Source organism: Lichenicoccus roseus, assembly GCF_005844085.1.
GTDB lineage: Bacteria > Pseudomonadota > Alphaproteobacteria > Acetobacterales > Acetobacteraceae > Lichenicoccus > Lichenicoccus roseus.
Window position 1 is genome coordinate 14,133 of record NZ_VCDI01000002.1, and the last position, 17,944, is coordinate 32,076.

General features: G+C 70.0%; 14 protein-coding genes. 9 read left to right on the plus strand and 5 right to left on the minus strand.

Annotation, left to right across the window (positions count from 1 at the left end):
• Positions 1 to 15 precede the first annotated feature (15 nt).
• Complete coding sequence (locus FE263_RS05430) at positions 16 to 1,380, plus strand: MFS transporter (protein ID WP_205880279.1); 1,365 nt, start codon at positions 16 to 18, stop codon at positions 1,378 to 1,380.
• A gap of 291 nt (positions 1,381 to 1,671) precedes the next feature.
• Entirely contained in the window at positions 1,672 to 4,506 is a 2,835-nt protein-coding gene (locus tag FE263_RS05435) for a bifunctional diguanylate cyclase/phosphodiesterase (protein ID WP_138324978.1), read from the plus strand.
• Positions 4,507 to 4,537: 31 nt separating this feature from the next.
• On the opposite strand, the gene FE263_RS05440 is transcribed toward FE263_RS05435, so the two are convergent.
• Positions 4,538 to 4,945, minus strand: coding sequence for a thiol-disulfide oxidoreductase DCC family protein (locus FE263_RS05440; RefSeq protein ID WP_138324979.1), 408 nt, complete (start codon positions 4,943 to 4,945; stop codon positions 4,538 to 4,540).
• A gap of 414 nt (positions 4,946 to 5,359) precedes the next feature.
• On the opposite strand from FE263_RS05440, the gene FE263_RS05445 reads away from it, so the two are divergent.
• Entirely contained in the window at positions 5,360 to 7,138 is a 1,779-nt protein-coding gene (locus FE263_RS05445; RefSeq protein WP_171033966.1) for a putative bifunctional diguanylate cyclase/phosphodiesterase, read from the plus strand.
• 55 nt (positions 7,139 to 7,193) lie between these two features.
• Here the strand turns inward: FE263_RS05445 and FE263_RS05450 are convergent, their stop codons facing one another.
• On the minus strand, positions 7,194 to 8,513 hold the full coding sequence (locus FE263_RS05450) for an NCS2 family permease (RefSeq protein ID WP_138324981.1): 1,320 nt from the start codon (positions 8,511 to 8,513) through the stop codon (positions 7,194 to 7,196).
• A 148-nt stretch (positions 8,514 to 8,661) separates the two neighbouring features.
• Here FE263_RS05450 and guaB point away from each other — a divergent pair, with 148 nt between their 5' ends.
• The 3 genes from guaB to FE263_RS05465 all read left to right on the plus strand — a co-directional run bounded on the left by guaB (position 8,662) and on the right by FE263_RS05465 (position 12,112).
• A complete protein-coding gene (guaB, locus tag FE263_RS05455; protein WP_138324982.1) occupies positions 8,662 to 10,179 on the plus strand; it encodes an IMP dehydrogenase in 1,518 nt (505 codons plus the stop codon).
• A 15-nt stretch (positions 10,180 to 10,194) separates the two neighbouring features.
• On the plus strand, positions 10,195 to 11,460 hold the full coding sequence (locus FE263_RS05460) for an RsmB/NOP family class I SAM-dependent RNA methyltransferase (RefSeq protein ID WP_138324983.1): 1,266 nt from the start codon (positions 10,195 to 10,197) through the stop codon (positions 11,458 to 11,460).
• 130 nt (positions 11,461 to 11,590) lie between these two features.
• Entirely contained in the window at positions 11,591 to 12,112 is a 522-nt protein-coding gene (locus tag FE263_RS05465; RefSeq protein ID WP_138324984.1) for a hypothetical protein, read from the plus strand.
• Positions 12,113 to 12,122: 10 nt separating this feature from the next.
• Here the strand turns inward: FE263_RS05465 and FE263_RS05470 are convergent, their stop codons facing one another.
• Entirely contained in the window at positions 12,123 to 12,647 is a 525-nt protein-coding gene (locus tag FE263_RS05470; protein ID WP_408886148.1) for a L,D-transpeptidase family protein, read from the minus strand.
• Positions 12,648 to 12,895: 248 nt separating this feature from the next.
• Here FE263_RS05470 and FE263_RS05475 point away from each other — a divergent pair, with 248 nt between their 5' ends.
• Entirely contained in the window at positions 12,896 to 13,603 is a 708-nt protein-coding gene (locus FE263_RS05475; RefSeq protein ID WP_138324985.1) for a response regulator transcription factor, read from the plus strand.
• On the opposite strand, the gene FE263_RS05480 is transcribed toward FE263_RS05475, so the two are convergent.
• Positions 13,600 to 14,355 (minus strand): DsbA family protein, encoded by a 756-nt coding sequence (locus tag FE263_RS05480; protein WP_138324986.1) that lies wholly within the window; start codon positions 14,353 to 14,355, stop codon positions 13,600 to 13,602. The two genes, FE263_RS05475 and FE263_RS05480, sit on opposite strands and share 4 nt — an antisense overlap.
• Positions 14,356 to 14,556: 201 nt before the next feature.
• On the opposite strand from FE263_RS05480, the gene FE263_RS05485 reads away from it, so the two are divergent.
• Together FE263_RS05485 and FE263_RS05490 are read left to right on the plus strand one after the other, a co-directional pair.
• The gene (locus tag FE263_RS05485; RefSeq protein WP_240759040.1) at positions 14,557 to 16,008 is read left to right on the plus strand and encodes a gamma-glutamyltransferase; all 1,452 of its coding nucleotides are present in this window, start codon (positions 14,557 to 14,559) and stop codon (positions 16,006 to 16,008) included.
• A 58-nt stretch (positions 16,009 to 16,066) separates the two neighbouring features.
• The gene (locus FE263_RS05490; protein ID WP_171033967.1) at positions 16,067 to 17,239 is read left to right on the plus strand and encodes a pyridoxal phosphate-dependent aminotransferase; all 1,173 of its coding nucleotides are present in this window, start codon (positions 16,067 to 16,069) and stop codon (positions 17,237 to 17,239) included.
• On the opposite strand, the gene FE263_RS05495 is transcribed toward FE263_RS05490, so the two are convergent.
• Positions 17,176 to 17,937, minus strand: a complete 762-nt coding sequence (locus FE263_RS05495; protein WP_171033968.1) for a COG4705 family protein — start codon at positions 17,935 to 17,937, stop codon at positions 17,176 to 17,178. The genes FE263_RS05490 and FE263_RS05495 overlap by 64 nt on opposite strands.
• Between the last annotated feature and the right edge of the window lie 7 nt (positions 17,938 to 17,944).

Consider the following 17,944-nt stretch of genomic DNA (forward strand, 5'->3'; position numbering starts at 1 on the left):
GGGGAGGGCGTCGCGATGGCCGGAACGGTCCAGGCGGCTGCACAGCAAGGCGGCAAACCACGCAAGCCGATGCGCACGCACATGCCGGCGGCACGCTGGACCATGGTCTGGCTGTGCTTCATGGCACTGGCGATCAACTACACCGACCGCGCCAACCTCGCGGTGGCGGCGCCCAGCATCCGGCAGGCACTCGGTGTCGACAACACCACCATGGGACTGCTGCTCGGTTCGTTCTTCTGGACCTATGCGCTGATGCAGCTGCCGGCCGGCTGGCTGGTCGACCGATACGGCGCGCGGCTGATGTTCCCGATCGCGGTCTGCTGGTGGTCGCTGTTCACCGCGCTCACCGCGGCGGCCAACTCGACAGCGTCGCTGTTCGGCTTCCGGCTGCTGCTCGGCGCCGGCGAGGCGGGCGGTTATCCGGCCTCGGCGCGGGTGGTGTCGCGCTGGTTTCCCCCGCACGAGCGCGGATTCGCCTCCTCGATCTTCGACAGCGGCTCGCGTGTCGGCAACCTGGTGGCGATCCCGCTCTGCGCCTGGCTGATCGGCACGTTCGGCTGGCGTACCTCGTTCGTGGCGACCGGCCTGCTCGGCTTTGTCTGGGCAGCCGCGTGGCTGCTGGTATACCGCAAACCAGAGCAGCATCCGGACGTGACCCCGGATGCGCTGCGCGAGATGGCCGAGAGCCGCGCCGGCAACGAGGCCGCCGCGGCAGCGGGTGCGCCGGCGATGCGCTGGATCGACCTGTTCCGCTACCGCACCATCTGGGGCATGATGATCGGGTTCTTCTGCCTGAACTTCGTGATCTACTTCTTCATCACCTGGTTCCCGACCTACCTGATGACGACACGGCACTTCTCGCTCAAGCAGTTCGGCACGCTCGGCCTGATCCCCGGCCTGATCGCGGTGCCAGGGGGCTGGCTCGGCGGTTTCACCTCCGACTGGCTGTACCGCCGCGGCTGGAGCCTGACCGCCGCGCGCAAGACCTGCCTGGTCGGCGGCATGCTGCTGTCCTCGGTGATCACGCTCGCCGCCGTGGTGCCGGCGGCCTGGATGGCGCTGGTGCTGTTCGGCGTCGCCTATGCGGCGCTCGCCTTCACCGCCGCCAGCATCTGGTCGCTGCCCGGCGACGTCGCGCCGACCCGCGCCCAGGTGGCCTCGATCGGCGGCATCCAGAACTTCGCCTCCAACCTGGCCGGCGTGGTGACGACCAGCTTCACCGGGCTGATGCTGACCGTCACGCACGGCTCCTTCGTGATCCCGCTGGCGACCGCGGGCGGACTCTGCCTGGTGGGAGCCGCGACCTATCTGTTCGTCGTCGGCCCGATCGCACCGCTGCCCATGCTGCCCGCGCGGGGCGGCGCAAAACCGGCACCCTGACCGCCTCTGGGCAGGCTCAGGTTCGCGGGGCTTTCCCCGCGCAGGCGTCATCTTTCCACAGGCCTGAGCCGCAAGACCTGAACTGCATATTCGTCACAGCAACGAGTACGCAGCTTGCGGCATGCGGGAGGCTTGGGAGATGTGCCTGTCTAAGTAATTTCCGAATCTCCCGCCGACGGCGCGGCACTGTTTACATCGGGGACTTGGGTTCGACCCCGAAACCCCCATCCGACAGGCACCGCCACTTGCTGATAGCTGACCGCCATCGTCACCCGCGCCGGGGCCGCCGCCTTGGGTCCTGACACGCCGGACTGCGCGACGGCGCCGATCTACGCGCCCGGCCATGTGCAGCCGCACGGGGTGCTGGTGGCGACCTTTCCGCAGCAGACCCGCATCAGCCATGTCAGCGACAATATCGAAACCTCGCTCGGGATCGCTGCCGACCGCCTGCTCGGCGCCGACCTCGGCCAGCTGTTCGGGACGGCCGCCACCGCCTCGTTCGAACTCCTGCTCGGCAGCGAGACCTACGCCCCCTCGAACGTCCTCTCCCTGATGCTGCCGATCCCGATCCGGCCGCGCCGCAAGATCGTGGCGCACCGCCACCAGGGGCGGCTGATGGTGGAACTCGAGGACGCGCCACTGATCGAGGATCATGCCGGGCCACTGTCGCTGGCGCCGTCGATCATCGCCAGCCTGCGACGGTCGGAGACGGTGGAACAGCTCTGCGACAGCGCGGTGCGCCAGATCCGGCAGCTGGTCGGCTTTCATCGCGTACTGGTCTACCGCTTCGACGATGACGGCCAGGGCACGATCATCGCAGAGGATCGCATCCCGGGCCTGCCAGGCAGCCTGCAGCTGCGCTACCCGGCAAGCGAGATCACCGAGCCGGCGCGCCGGCTGTACCTGTTGCAGCGTGTCCGCGGCATCCCGGACGCCGGCTACCGGCCGTCCGCGCTGCTCGCGGCGGACGGCGCCGGCCCGGTAAATGGCCTGGACATGACCTTCTGCGCCCTGCGCGGCATCCCGCAGGTCCATCTCGACCATCTCCGCCAGCAGGGCGTCAAAGCCTCGCTGACCATCTCGCTGCTGCGCGAGAACGTGCTGTGGGGCCTGATGATCTGCCAGCACCTGACCCCGCTTGCGGTCGATGCCGAGATGCGCGGGCTCTGCGACGTCATCGGACAGCTGATCTCGGTGCTGCTGCTGCGGGTCACGGAAACCGAGGAACTCGCCGAACGGCTGCGCCGTCACTACGCGATCGCGAGCCTGCGCGCCGGCATCGAGGCGAGCGCCGGCGTGGCCGAGGGATTGCGGCGCAACGCCGCCGACGTGCTGGAGCTGATGCGGGCAACCGGCGCGCTGGTTCGCTGCGGCGGCAATTCCAGCCTGATCGGCGACACCCCCGATCTCGCGGCGGCGTCGCGGATGATCGCCACGCTACGCCGCGATCATGGCGAGGAGATCGTCGGCCTCGACCAGGCCGGGCTCGCGGGTGGCCTGGCCGAGGATTGCGCGCCCACCGCCAGCGGCATCCTGTTGATGCCGATCACCAACAGCCCGGAGGACGGCATCGCCTGGTTCCGCCCCGAGCAGGTGCGGCTGGTGCAATGGGGCAGCGATCCAAGGCCTGACGACGGCAGCGGCGGCAGCAGCAAGGTTGCCCCGGTCGCACTCACGCTGGCCGGGCCGTCCACTTCGCTGGTGGTCTGGAGCGAGCAGCTGCGCGGCCGGAGCGAGCCGTGGACCGCGACCGACCTGCAGGTGGCGCGCGATCTGCGCCGCACCATCACCGGCGCGCTGCTGCGCCAGGCGGAGGCGCAGCTCGCGCAGCTCTCGGCCTACGATCCGCTCACCAGCCTCGCCAACCGGCGCACCGTGGAAGCGCATCTCGAGCGCTGGCGCCTGGAGCAGCTCCATCCGCGCGCCGCCCTGCTGTCGTTCGACCTCGACCGGTTCAAGGCGATCAACGACACGCTCGGTCATGCGAGCGGCGATGACATGCTGATCCAGATGGCTGCGCGGCTGCGCCATTTCGCGCCAGGCGGCAGCATCGCGGGGCGCCTGGGCGCCGATGAATTCGTGATCTTCTGGCCCGGCGCCGGGGCGGACGAGGCGGAGCGGCTGGCGCAGGTGCTGGTGCAGGAACTGGCGCGCCCGGTGACGCTGCAGGGACGGCCGCGCCATGCGAGCGCCAGCATCGGAATCGCCTGCGGCATTCCGGACGGGCCGGATGCGCTGCTGCGCGAGGCCGACGCCGCGATGTATGCCGCCAAGCGCCAGGGCGGCGGCCGCGCGGTACGGTTCCAGCCGCACCTCCACGCAGCCGTGCTGACCGACATGCAGACCGAGCAGGACCTGTTCCGCGCTGTCGCCGCCAACGAACTGGAGATCCACTACCAGCCGCTGGTGACGGTGCCCGACCGGACGCTGTGCGGCTTCGAGGCGCTGGTGCGCTGGCGCCATCCGGATCGCGGCTGGGTGTCGCCGGTCGAGTTCATCCCGCGCGCCGAGCAGGCCGGGCTGATATCGCGGATCGGCGAATGGGTGCTGTCCGGGGCGATACGCCAGATCGGCCTTTGGCGGCGGCTGCGCCCGGCGCTGAGGATGTCGATCAACATCTCGGCGCTGCAGCTCGGCGAGGGATCGTTCAGCACCCTGCTGGCGGCGATCCTGGCGGCAGAGCAGGTCCCTGGCGAGGCGATCTGCCTCGAGGTCACCGAAAGCGCGCTGATGCACGAGGCCTGCGTACGTGAATTGCATCTGCTGCGCGAACTGGGCGCGACCGTTGCGGTAGACGATTTCGGCACCGGCTACTCGTCGCTGGCCTACCTGCAGAGCCTGCCGGTGGATTTCGTGAAGATCGACCGCAGCTTCGTGTCGTCGCTCGGCTCCGGCCTGCGCTCGGATCGCTTCTTCTGCGCCATCGTCGCCCTGGCGCGCACGCTCGATCTGCGTGTCATTGCCGAGGGGTGCGAAACCGAGGCGCAGTGGTCGGTCATCGCGTCATCCGGCTGCGAGGCGATGCAAGGCTGGCTGGTGGCGCATGCGATGGATGCCGCCACCGCGAGCGCCCGGCTGCAGCGCCCGTTCGGCTGGTCGACCCCGTCCGTGGCGCGGTCCGCGTGACCGGCCTGTGCCGCAGCGTGCATCCCCTCCCTCAGGCCGGTCGCGCTGGTTCCAGCCGGCGCAGCCAGCGGGCGAGCCGCGGCCGTATGCGCAGGAAGCGGATGTACAGGCGTTCCAGCAGCGCCAGCACCAGAGGGTTCCGGGCGACCAGGCCAAGCGGCCGCAGCGGCGGGATCGCGCGCCACATCGCCGCGAACGCTGCCGCACCGGACAGCAGCCTGCCATCCTCCTCGGCATGGAAGCGCTCCAGCAGCGTGGCGCGATCGAGCGGACAGGCGGCCCCGGCATCGCCGCGCGAGACGTCGCGGAAGTCGATGGCGTGCGCCCGGTCGAGCCGGCGCATCAGCGCCACCTCGCGCCGGCAGAGCGGGCAGCCGCCGTCGAACCAGACGGTGAGGGAAGCGGCCTTCGAGGGAGTGGCGTCGGCGAGATCGGTCATGCCGGCAGCAGCGCGCCGGGCGCACCCCGGTTCGCCTCGCCTGGCGCGATGCCGCCCAGCACGCTGCGCAGGGCCTGGACCGGGCCGTCCAGGCTGCGGCAGCGAAACGTCGTCTCATTTCGGCAAAATATCGAGCGCATTACCAATGCATGAGAGCTTTGCGAGAGTCCTGAGCCAATCGCCGAGTAATCGGAGATCAAGAAAAGTCGTTGTTTCGTGCGCAAAGCTTGACAAGCCTGAATGGTGGGGCGCAAGACTTGAGGCTAGGCTATATTTCGAGAATATAACCGGGTGTCGTCGCGACGTCGAGACGATTGCCAGAACCGGGAGTTTTTGTGCCCGATGGCCAGCATGATGCGATCCGGGACGGCAATCCGTCCAGGTGGCGCCGGCGTGCGCGTCGGAATGCGAAGCGTGGGCTCCATCGAAGGGTGCGATCAGGCGCCGTCGGCGGAGGGCGATCTGCGCGACCTGGCACTCGACCATGTACGGTTCGGGCTGTGCGTCTTCGACAGCCGGGGCAAGCTCGTGATGTACAACCGCGCGTTCGAGAGCCTGTACAACCTCGACGATGGCGGCCTGTATGTCGGCATGAGCGTCATCGAACTGATCGAGCTGCGCTGCGCAGCCGGGACCGGTCCGAACATGGCCGCCGCCGACTATGCCCGCATGCGCGAGGAGGCCGGACTGGCAGGGCAGGCGTACGACGCCGAGGTGACGCTGCGCAACGGCCGCGTGCACGTCATCCACAACGAGCCGACACCAGGCGGCGGCTGGGTGGCGACCGTGGAGGATGTCACCGAGCGCTGCCTCGCAGAGGCGCGCGTCCGCCACATGGCGCATCATGATGCGTTGACCGGCCTCGCCAACCGCAGCCTGTTCACCGAACGGCTGGAGCATGCGCTGGTGGCGCTCCGCAGCCCCCGGAGCCACGAGCCGGACGATTGGACGCCGGAAGCCGACGGCCCGGAGGCCGCGGCCATCGAGGACCCGCTGCTGGCCGTCATGTTCCTCGATCTGGATGATTTCAAGATCGCCAACGACACCCTCGGCCATGCCGGCGGCGACGAGATCCTGCGCCAGGTGACCCGTCGCATCGCGCACTGCCTGCGTGGCCGCGACACCGTGGCACGGCTCGGTGGCGACGAGTTCGCGATCCTGCTCGAAGACCTGCACTCGCCCGAGCAGGCGTCCGACGTCGCGCGCCGGGTGATCGACGCCGTCTCGGAGCCGATCCTGCTGGACGCGCGGGTATCCCGCATCGGTGTCAGTGTCGGCATCACGATCTGTTCGCGGCTGGATGCGGATGCGGAGCCGGCGCTGCTGCTGCGCCAGGCCGATGTCGCGCTCTACCAGGCCAAGAGCGAGGGGCAGAGCACGTACCGGTTCTTCCAGGACGGCATGCACGCGGCGCTGGCGCGGCATCACGAGGCGGAACGGCAGCTGCGCAGGGCCCTAGCGAACGGTGATCTGGAGCTGCATTTCCAGCCCATCGTCACGCTCGACCGGCGGCGCATCATCGGCGCCGAGGCGCTGCTGCGCTGGCGGCATCCGGAGCACGGCATGATGCCGACCGCGGAGTTCGTGGCACTTGCCGAAACGTCGGGACTGATCGGCGAACTGGGCGCCTGGGCGCTGCGTACCGGGTGCGCGCAGGCGGCGCGCTGGCCGGATGTGCGGCTGGCGGTGAACCTGTCGCCGGTGCAGGTGCGGCAGCCGGGACTGGTCGAGCAGGTGACCGAGGTGCTGGCAGCGACCGGGCTGCCGCCGCACCGGCTGGAACTCGAGATCACCGAGGGGTTGCTGCTGCACGACAGCCTGGCGACGCTTGCCACCCTGTCCGGGCTGCGCGCGCTCGGCATCGGCGTGGTGCTCGATGATTTCGGCACCGGCTACTCGAGCATGAGCTATCTGCGGCGGTTTCCGTTCAGCAAGATCAAGGTGGACCGCAGCTTCGTCGCCAACATGTCGAGCGATGTCGGCGCGACCGCGATCGTCGAGGCGGTTGCCACCCTTGGCCAGCGCCTGGAGATGCGCGTGTGCGCCGAAGGCATCGAGACCGAGGCGCAGGCGAAGCTGCTCAGTGCCATGGGGTGCCAGGAGGGCCAGGGCTACCTGTTTGCGCGACCCTGCCCGGCCGACGCCTTCGAGGCGCTGCTGTCCTTCGACCGCGGCAGCCACACGTCGCATTGACCGGGGGTGCGGGCTGCGTGCCGGCGGTCGGGGGATTTCCGGCGTCGACCCTGGCTCACCCGGCGGCGCCTGCGTGCACGAACTTGAACAGGAACAAGGCCGCGATGACCCAGGCGACCGGCTTTACCTCCGCCGCCCGGCCGGTCAGCAGCTTGAGCGCCGCATAGGTGATGAAGCCGAACGAGATGCCGTTCGAGATCGAGTAGGTGAACGGCATCAGCAACGCGGTCACCACCGCGGGAATGATCTCGGTGACGTCGTCCCAGTCCAGCGCCGCAAGTTCGCGAAGCATCAGGCAGGCGACGTAGAACAGGGCGGGCGCGGTCGCGTAGGGCGGCACCGAGCCGGCCAGCGGCGACAGCAACAGGCAGGCCAGGAACAGCACCGCCACCGTCGCCGCGGTGAGGCCGGTGCGGCCGCCCGCCTGTACGCCGGCGGCGCTCTCCAGGTAGGCGGTGGTGCTCGAGGTGCCGAGCAGCGAGCCCAGGAAGATCGCGCTGCTGTCGGCCAGCAGCGCGCGGTTGAAGCGCTCCGCCTGCGCGCTGCCGTTCTCGATGCGCCGGCTGTCGAGCAGGCCGGCGCGGGCTGCCACGCCCATCAGCGTGCCGGTGGCGTCGAACAGCTCGACCAGGAAGAACACCAGCACGACGTTGAGCAGCCCCTTCGACAGCGCGCCGCGTATGTCGAGCGCGAACAGGGTGGGGGCGATCGAGGGCGGCAGCGAGACGAGGCCGGCGTACCGGTTGCCGGCGACCAGGAAGCTCAGCACGGTCACCGCCAGGATGCCGATCAGCAGGGCGCCGCGCACCCGGCGGGCGGACAGCACCGCCACCACCAGGAAACCCACGACGGCGAGGATCGCGCCCGGGCGGTGCATGTCGCCCAGCGTGACCGAGGTGGCCGGGCTGGACACCACGATGCCGGCGTTGCGCAGGGCGATCATCGCCAGGAACAGGCCGATGCCGACGGTGATCGCGATCCGCAGCGAGGCCGGGATGCCCTCGACGATCAGGCTCCGCCACCGCAGCAGCGTGATAAGCAGGAACAGCACGCCGGAGATGAACACCGCACCCAGCGCCTCCTGCCAGCGGTAGCCCATGCCGAGCACCACCACGTAGGCGAAGTAGGCGTTCAGTCCCATGCCTGGCGCGAGCGCGATCGGATAGTTCGCGTGCAGCGCCATCACCAGCGAGCCGATGGCGGCGACCAGGCAGGTGGCGACGAATACCGCGCCCTTCGGCATCCCGGCATCGCCCAGGATGCTCGGGTTGATGAACATGATGTAGGCCATGGTCAGGAAGGTGGTCAGGCCAGCCATCACCTCGATGCGGGGGGTGGTGCCGTGCGCCTTGAGCGAGAACAGCCGTTCGAGCATGGGGACCCCCCTCAGGTGTCGTTTCCGCAAGCTTGCATGCCGCAGCGCGGAAAGGTAAGGGGACCCGCCAAGGGACAATTGCCTGCGGCGGCTGGGGTCACATGCCTCCGGCAGGTCGGGAACGCCCCCCTGTCAGGAGAGCCCCGCGATGTCAGTGCCCTTCCACACCACCACCGGCATCCCGCAATCCCCGGGGCCGTCCCGCGAGCGCATACGCGAGGCGCTCGCCTTCGACGACGTCCTGGTCGAGCCCGGCTACTCCCAGGTCCTCCCGTCGGCCACCGACACCCGCACCCGCCTGACCCGCCGCATCGCGCTCAACATCCCGCTGGTCAGTTCGGCGATGGACACCGTCACCGAGGACGGCATGGCGATCGCGATGGCGCAGCAGGGCGGACTTGGCGTCATCCACAAGAACCTCGACATCGCCGAGCAGGCGCAGCAGGTGCGGCGCGTCAAGCGCTACGAGAGCGGCATGGTGGTGAACCCGGTCACGGTGTTCCCCGACCAGACGCTGGCCGAGGTGCACGCCATCATGAAGCGCAACCGCATCAGCGGGTTGCCGGTGATCGAGCGCTCGGACCAGAAGCTGGTCGGCATCCTGACCAACCGCGACATGCGCTTCGAGACCGACCCGGAGCGCCGCGTCTACGAGCTGATGACGCGCGACAACCTGATCACCGTGACCGACGGCGCCGAGCCCGAGGAGGCGCGGCACCTGCTGCACAAGCACCGGCTGGAGAAGCTGCTGGTGGTGGACCGGCAGGGGCGCTGCACCGGCATCATCACGGTCAAGGACATGGACAAGGCGGTGGCGTACCCGCTTGCCAACAAGGACGAGATGGGGCGCCTGCGCTGCGGCGCCGCCACCGGTGTCGGCGAGGACGGGTTCCTGCGTGCGAAGGCGCTGATCGAGGCCGGCGTCGACGTCATCGTGGTGGACACCGCGCACGGTCACTCGTCGGGCGTGCTGGCGGCGGTCGGGCGCATCAAGTCGGCGTCCAACGACGTGCAGGTGGTGGCCGGCAACGTCGCCACCCCGGAGGGCGCACTTGCGTTGATCGAGGCGGGCGCCGACAGCGTCAAGATCGGCATCGGGCCGGGATCGATCTGCACCACGCGCGTGGTGGCGGGCGTCGGCGTGCCACAGTTCAGCGCGGTGATGGAGACCGCGGCGGCCTGCCACGAGCATGAAGTGCCGGCGATCGCCGACGGCGGCATACGCACGTCCGGCGACCTGGTGAAGGCGATCGCGGCGGGTGCCGACGTGGTTATGGTGGGCAGCCTGCTGGCCGGCACCGAGGAGGCGCCGGGCGAGGTGTTCCTGTACCAGGGCCGTTCGTATAAATCCTATCGCGGCATGGGCAGCCTGGGCGCGATGGCGCGCGGGTCGGCGGACCGGTATTTCCAGCAGGAGATCAAGGACACGCTGAAGATGGTGCCCGAGGGCATCGAGGGGCGCGTCGCCTTCAAGGGCGGCATGGCGGCGGTGGTGCACCAGCTGGTCGGCGGCCTGCGTGCCGGCATGGGCTATACCGGCAGCGCGGATATCGCCGCCCTGCAGACCGGCGCGGTGTTCCGGCGCATCACCGGAGCCGGGCTGCGCGAGAGCCACGTGCATGACGTGGCGATCACCCGGGAGGCGCCAAACTATCGCCAGGACTAGCCCCGGACAGCTTCCATGACGCCCTCGGCACGCCTCGCCGCCACCATCGACCTGCTCGCCGCGATCGAGGCGGCGCCGCGTCGCCCGGCCGATGCGGTGGCCAACAGCTTCTTCCGCGATCGGCGCTATATCGGCGGCGGCGACCGGCGCGACGTGTCGGACCGGGTCTGGTTCGTGCTGCGTCACTGGCGCCGTCTGGACTGGTGGCTGCAGCGCGGCGAGGGCAGCCCGACGCCCAGGCTGCTTGCCGCCGCCGCCGCCATCCTGGAGGGCCGGCCGGTCGAGGGACTGCAGCGCGCCTATTCCGGCGGCCGCTATGCGCCCGACACCCTGGAGCCGGCCGAGCTGCGCGTGCTGCGTGCACTCGAGGGCCATACGATCGAGCATCCCGACATGCCGGACGCGGTGCGCCACGAGGTGCCGGACTGGCTGCTGCCGCTGCTGGCCGGGCGGTTCGGGCCTGAGCTGGAGGCGGAGCTGGGGGCGATGACCGGGCAGGCGCCGCTGGACATGCGCGTCAACCTGCTGAAGGGCACCCGGGATGAGGCTGCCGCGGCACTGGCCGAAGCCGGGATCGAGACCGAGCCGATGCCGCTGTCGCCCTGGGGGCTGCGGGCGCGCGGACGGCAGAACGTCACCGCCACCGCCGCCTTCCGCAACGGGCTGGTCGAGATCCAGGACGAGGGCAGCCAGCTGGTGGTGGCTGCCTTGCAGGCCGCGCCGGAGATGCGGGTGGTGGACTACTGCGCCGGCGCCGGCGGCAAGACGCTGGCGATCGCGATGAGCATGGAGAACCGCGGCCACATCGTCGCCTGCGACGTATCGGAGCCGCGCCTCGACGGCGCCGTCCGCCGCCTGCGCCGTGCGGGGGTGCACAACGTGGAGCGACATCTGCTGGTGGCGGGCGACAAATGGGCCAAGCGGCGGGCGGCGAGCTTCGACCGCGTGCTGGTCGACGCGCCCTGCACCGGCACCGGCACCTGGCGGCGCAATCCGGATGCCCGCCTGCGCCTGCGCCCGCGCGACCTCGAGGAACTCGCCCTCAAGCAGGCGGCGATCCTGCAGGATGCCTCCAGGCTGCTGCGTCCCGGCGGCCGGCTGGTCTATGCGACCTGCTCGATGCTGCCGCAGGAGAACGAGGTGCAGGCGAGCGGCTTTCTCGCCGCGAACCCGCAGTTCCGGCAGGTGGACGCGCTGGACGGCCATCCGGTCATCAGCCTGACGCCGCGGCTGCACGGCACCGACGGCTTCTTCGCGGCGGCCTTCACCACCGGCGCGTGATGCTCACAGATTCGTTATGGGGCGGGAGGTTCGTCTTCCACTCCCCCGGGGCGCTCGAGAGGGTATGGTCGCCGGACGCCCAGCCGCCAGACGATCTGCGGAACGGGGTGCCACAACGGAAGGCGCCTCGATGCCGGGCAGCCATGGTCGCGTGCATGCCGGACGTAGCGAAAGCTCTGCCAGGGTCCTGCTGGCAGGCAGGTTCGCGCAGCCGGGTTGCCTGGTTCGCAGCTTCATCGAGGCGCTGATCGGCGACGAGCATGACGTGCTGCCGGAGCCCGCGGCGTTGAGGCCGGCTGATCGCGGGCGGCTGCCGACGAACGCCGCCGACCTCGTCGTGGTGGACCTGTCCGGGACGGTGAGCGCCGTCCTCGAACTGATCGCGCACCTGCGGCTTGCGGTCGACAATCCGGGCGTGCCGCTGCTCGGGGTCATGCCGGACGACATCGATCCGCGCCACGAACTCTACCTCGCCGCCGTCGTCGACGAGACGGTCGCCCATGAGCACATGGCGGAACGGCTCCCCTGCCTGGTCCGCTCCGCCCGCCAGGATCCTGTCGGGGATGCCTCCGGGGGATCGGGCGAGCCGGGTCGCGAAACCTCCGCGTGGTCCTGGGCGGACGCCTGCCGGTGCCCGCCAACCCGGCACTGAGCCCCGGTCGCTACGCCGGAACCTCGATCGCCTGCATCCCGTTCTGCAGCAGCCACCTCAGGTCGGGCATCGCGAGTGCGACGCATCCCTCGGTGGGCGCCTCGTCCCCGCGCGCGACATGCAGGAAGATCGCCGAGCCGTTGCCGCGCTGCACCGGGTCGTCGTTGTAGGCCAGCACCGCCATCAGGTCGTAGAGCCCGTCATCTCGCCAGAGCCGCTCGTGCCGCGCCTCGTGCGGCAGGCGCACCTGCCGGTTGTAGTCGCGATGGGTGGGATCGTCGCACCAGCCATCGTCCGGGGCGATCGGCTCGCGCGGCAGCCTGATGCCGGCCGGAAGGGCGATGCGGTCGGCGCGATACAGCACCCGGCGCAGCGCATGCAGCCCGGCCGGCGTGGTGCCGTCACCCTCCTGCTTGTGCAGGCTCACGCCGCCGGCGCCGAGCACGCAGCGCAGGATGCGCGGCCCGAACTCCAATACTCCTGCGCTGCGCCCGAGCATCCGGATCCTGCCGGGATCGGTGGGGGCAACCTGCATGGGGGCATCCTCGATGGTAGGAAAGAAACCGTGTCAGTGCCGTCCAGGCTGCTTCCGAAGCCCTTGCAGCGCATGACTTCATCACGACATTGTGTGTCTGGTAGCACGAGTGCCATCGAAGTCGAACCGGTTGCGTTGTGAGCCCCAACCAGACGTCGGACCATCGGCTGCTGTCGGGAGGATCCTGGCACGGGTGGCGACCGGCATTCAGAGACGTGCCCACAGGCGGGCGATGGAAAGAGGTTTCGATGGCGGGTGAACGCCCCATCCTTATTATCGACGACGACGATGCCCTGCGGTCGACGCTGGTCGAGCAACTCCATCTCGAGGCGGAGTTCACGGTCGACCAGGCTGCCTCGCTGGCGGACGCGACCGAGAAGCTCGCCGGGACCAGTGCGCGCTTCGATGCGCTGATCCTCGACGTGACGCTGCCCGACGGTGACGGCCGGGACTTCTGCTCGGATCTGCGCAGGCAGGGGCGGCGCATGCCGATCATCATGCTGACCGGGTCGGACGACGAGAGCGACGTGGTGCGCGGCCTCGACGCCGGCGCCAACGACTATGTCGCCAAGCCGTTCAGGATCGCCGAGCTGCTGGCCCGCCTGCGGGCGCAGATGCGCATCTTCGAAAACAGCGAGGACGCGGTCTTCAGCATCGGGCCGTATACCTTTCGGCCATCGGCCAAGCTGCTGCAGGAGGCCGCACGCAACCGGCGCATCCGGCTTACCGAGAAGGAAGCCGCGATCCTCAAGTTCCTGTATCGCGCCGGAACGCGTCCGGTACCGCGCCAGGTGCTTCTCAACGAAGTCTGGGGCTACAACGCTGCAGTCACCACCCATACGCTGGAAACCCACATCTACCGGCTCAGGCAGAAGATCGAGCCGGATCCGGCCAACGCCTGCCTGCTGGTGACCGAAGGCGGCGGCTACCGGCTCGACCCGGGCGGCAACGCCTAGCCGGCGCGGGCTGCGGCGACGGCCTGACGCAGGGTGGTCAGGTCGACCGCACCCGGGATGATGCGGTCGCCGACCACGAAGCTCGGCGTGCCGGTAATGCCGAGATCCTGTGCCAGGGCGATGTTCTTCTGCAGTCCGGCGAGGATCGCCGGATCGGTCATGTCGCGCTGCAGGCGTCCGGTGTCCAGGCCGGCCTGTCGGGCGAGATCGATGACCCGCGTCTCATCCGGTGCCGCGCTGTCGTTCATCAGGGCGTGCTGCAGCGCTGACGCGAGATGCTGGCGGCCTGCCGCCGCGATCGCCTTGGCTTCGAGCACGCTGCCCGGACCAAGAATCGGGATCAGCTTCTCGACAAGCCGCAGCCGGCTATCCGACGCACCCAGCTGATCGAGATCCGGCAGCACCTTGCGGCAGTACGGGCAGCGCGGATCGTAGAACTCGGTCAGCGTCACGCTTCCCCGTCCGATCACCATGTCGCCCGCTGCCGGCGCCAGGGCAGCGCGGTCACGCTCGAGCGCCGCACGGGCGTCCACCGCCTGCGCATGATCCGCCTGGGCGCGCAGCGAGACGATCGCATCGCTCAGGATGGAGGGATCGCTCTTCAGCGCATCGCGGACGATGGCGATGATCTCCTGCCTCTGCGACGGCGTGAACTGCGCGGTGGCGGGCACGCCCTGAGCAAGCGCCGGCAGGGGCGGTGCAGCCACCAGGAAGCTGGTGAACAGGACGGCGGATCTGGCGGCTGACCTCATGCCCCGGCTCTAGCATGCGTCCCACGAGGCCCCAAACACCGTTGCCTCAAGTTGCCGTCATCCGAGAAGCCGTCTAATGCCTGCCGGGGATCGCAGCCCCGGCTGCGGACGCTTGCACTCGACGGGAGTTGATCCTTGCGGATTTCGACGCGGCACCTGTGCGGACCTGCGGTGCGGGGCACGGCATCGAGTGTCCATCCCGTGCCCGGCACGGCCCTGCGCAAGACGTTTTGCACGGCGGTGCGCAAGACCATTCCCCTGGGCCTCGGCCTGTCCCTGCTGGCTGGCTGCGCCTCGGTGGAGAAGGTGAAGTCGCTGGTGACCGGGCCATCCTCGCCTTATCTCACCGGCTATATCGGCGAGGTGGCGGCCGACGAGCCGCGTGCGGCGCTGGTGGCGCGCGACATCCTCGCCCGCGGCGGCGACGCGGCCGACGCGGCGACCGCGCTCGGCCTGGCGCTCTCCGTCACGCTGCCCTCGCGGGCCTCGCTCGGAGCCGGCGGCGCCTGCCTCGCCTACGATGCGGCGCACGGCGACCAGGACGCGATCCTGTTCACCTCCGTTCCCGGACCGGGTGGCAGCGAGGCCGACCGCCCCGCCGCCGTGCCGATGCTTGCGCGCGGCCTGTTCCTCCTGCAGGCGCGGCACGGCACGGTCGGTTTCGACGAGCTGACCCGTCCGGCCGCCGCCCTTGCGCGCAACGGCATCACCGTGTCGAGGGCGCTGGCCCTCGACCTCGCCGCGGTCAGTGGACCGCTGCTGGCCGATCCGGCGACGCGCGCGATCTTCGCCACCGGGGCCGATGGCCATGTTCCGGTGTCCGGCGATGAACTCGTGCAGTCGACCCTGTCGGAGACCCTTGCCCGCATCGCCCTGTCGGGCGTAGGCGACCTCTATACCGGCGCGCTGTCACGCGACCTGGTCGCCGGCGCCAATGCGGCCGGTGGCGGTCTGGACGAGGGATCGTTGCGCGCCGCGCTGCCGACCAGCCGCGTGCCGCTGCTGCTTCATCACGGACACGAGCAGATCGCCTTCCTGCCGCCGCCGGCGGATGGCGGCCTGGCGGCCGCGGCCGCGTTCGCTGCGCTCGACCGGGGCCAGGACGACGGCGTCGCGGTCTCGGAGGCGGCGGCCGCGGAGTGGCGCAGCCGGCATGCGCGGCAGGGCAACGGCGACCACCTGACCGAGGAGGCGCAGTCGATGCTGTCGGCGCCGCTCCCTACCGCAGCCGGTCTGAGCCGGTTGCCGGCCTCCACCAGCTTCGTCGTACTCGACCGCAACGGCAACGCCGTGACCTGCGCCGTCAGCATGAACAACCTGTTCGGCACCGGGCGCATCGCGGGCGATACCGGCATCCTGCTCGCCGCATCGCCGGCGCGCGTGCCGGCGCCGCTGCTGGCGGCGGCGATCGCCAGCAACCCCTCCGGGCCGAGCTTCCGGGCCGCGGTTGCCGCTTCCGGCCAGGACGAGGCCGCCGCCGCGGTTGCCGCCGGGATGCACAACGTCCTGGGCGGCGTGCCGCTGTCGCACCCGGTGACGCGCACCGGCCGGGTCAACATGATCTCCTGTCCGCAGGGCCTGCCAGGAGACAGCAACAGTTGCGCCGGCGTCACCGACCCGCGCGGCGCCGGACTGGCCATCGGCAGCGAGTAGGCCCGGGCATGATTGCATCGATCATGACCTGGCTGTCGTCCGGCCGGATGCTGCCCTGATGCTCAAGCGTGGCGCGGCCGCGGCGATCGCGCCCTTCCTGGTGATGGACGTGATCGCCCGCGCCAATGCGCGCCAGGCGGCGCTGCCCGCCGGGGCTCCGGGGATCATCCACATGGAGGTCGGCCAGCCCGGCACAGGGGCGCCGCGCGGCGCGGTCGAGGCCGCCTCGCGGGCGATGCTGGCCGGGGAGCCGCTCGGCTACACCGAGGCGTTCGGGCGGCGCTCGCTACGCGAGGCGATCTGCCGGCACTACGCGTCGTTCTACGACGGCGTGACGGTCGAACCCGGACGGATCGCAGTCACCACCGGGGCGTCCGGTGGCTTCCTGCTGGCCTTCCTGTCCGCCTTCGACATCGGCGACCGCATCGCGATGGTCTCGCCGTACTACCCGCCCTACCTCAACATCCTGCACGCACTCGGGATGGTGCCGGTGGTGCTGCCGGCCACCGAGGCCACCCGGTTCCAGCCGACCGTGGCCATGCTGGAGCAGCTGGCCGAGCAGGATGGCCTGCCGGACGGACTGATCGTGGCGTCGCCCTGCAATCCGGCCGGCACCATGCTGGCTGCCACCGAACTCGCGGTCCTGGCGCAGTGGTGCGACACCCATGGGGTGCGCCTGGTCAGCGACGAGATCTATCACGGCCTGACCTGGGAGATGCCGGCGGCGACCGCGGCCTCGTTCAGCGACACCGCCATCGTCATCAACAGCTTCTCGAAATACTGGAGCATGACCGGCTGGCGGGTCGGCTGGATGGTGCTGCCGCTTGACCTGGTCGGCGCCGCCGAGCGGCTCAAGCAGAACATGTTCATCAGTGCGCCGCATGTGTCCCAGGTCGCAGCCGAGGCGGCGTTCGCGTGCACCGCGGAGATCGCGGCCAACCTGTCGCGCTACCGGCGCAGCCGCGACTTCCTGCTGCAGCACCTTCCGGGAGCCGGCTTCCCGTCGCTGTCGCCGGCGCAGGGCGCGTTCTACCTGTATGCCGACATTTCCGCGCGCAGCGGCGACAGCCTGAGCTTTGCCAATCGCATCCTCGACGAGACCGGGGTGGCGGTGACCCCGGGGGTCGATTTCGATGCCGGACGCGGGCAAGGGTTCCTGCGCTTCTCCTATTGCGGGCCGGAGGACGACATGCGCAACGCGCCCTCCAGGCTGGCCCTGCTCGCGCACTGATCGCGGCGGCGCGGGGCCGCGATGAGCAGGGTTGCGGGCAGCAGCACCGCCGCGACGACGGCGCACGTTGCATGGCCGATCCCGGGAAGATGCGACAACCCGTCGCTGAGCATGGTCCCGTCGCTGCGCACGGCGACGATGCCGAGCCAGTAGGCGGTGCCATAGCCCTTGGCGGAGGCCCAGCCGATGGACAGTACGGCGCCCAGCACCAGCGTCATGCAGGCGGAGCCCGGCCATACTCCGAGGCCCAGCCCGTCGGCGATGCCGTCGCCGGAGGCGGTGCCGAGCGTGCTCGCCAGCAGGATGGCAGGCCAGTAGCCGGTACCGGATCTGGAGGACCAGCCGCGGCCGATGGCGAGCACACCGAGCAGCACCAGGGCAAGGATGCACAGGACGCCGCCGTAGCCGACGCCGGAACGGTGGGTGGCGAGATCGGCGAGGTTTGTTGCCGCACCCCGTGTCAGGACGATAGCCGTCCAATACAGCGCCGCCCGGCTGATCGTGGTCCCGCGCACCAGGGCCGCGAGCAGGCACAGCAACGTCACGAAGATGCCGAGGCCTTGCAGCAGCCCGAAGCCGGCATCATTGGCAAGCCAGTCCCCGCAGGCGGTTCCGCAGATGCTGGCGACGAGCAGGCTGAGCCAGGTGCGGACATCAGCCTTCGGCCGGTATGGGATGGTGTACGGATGATGTGGCAATTGCGGG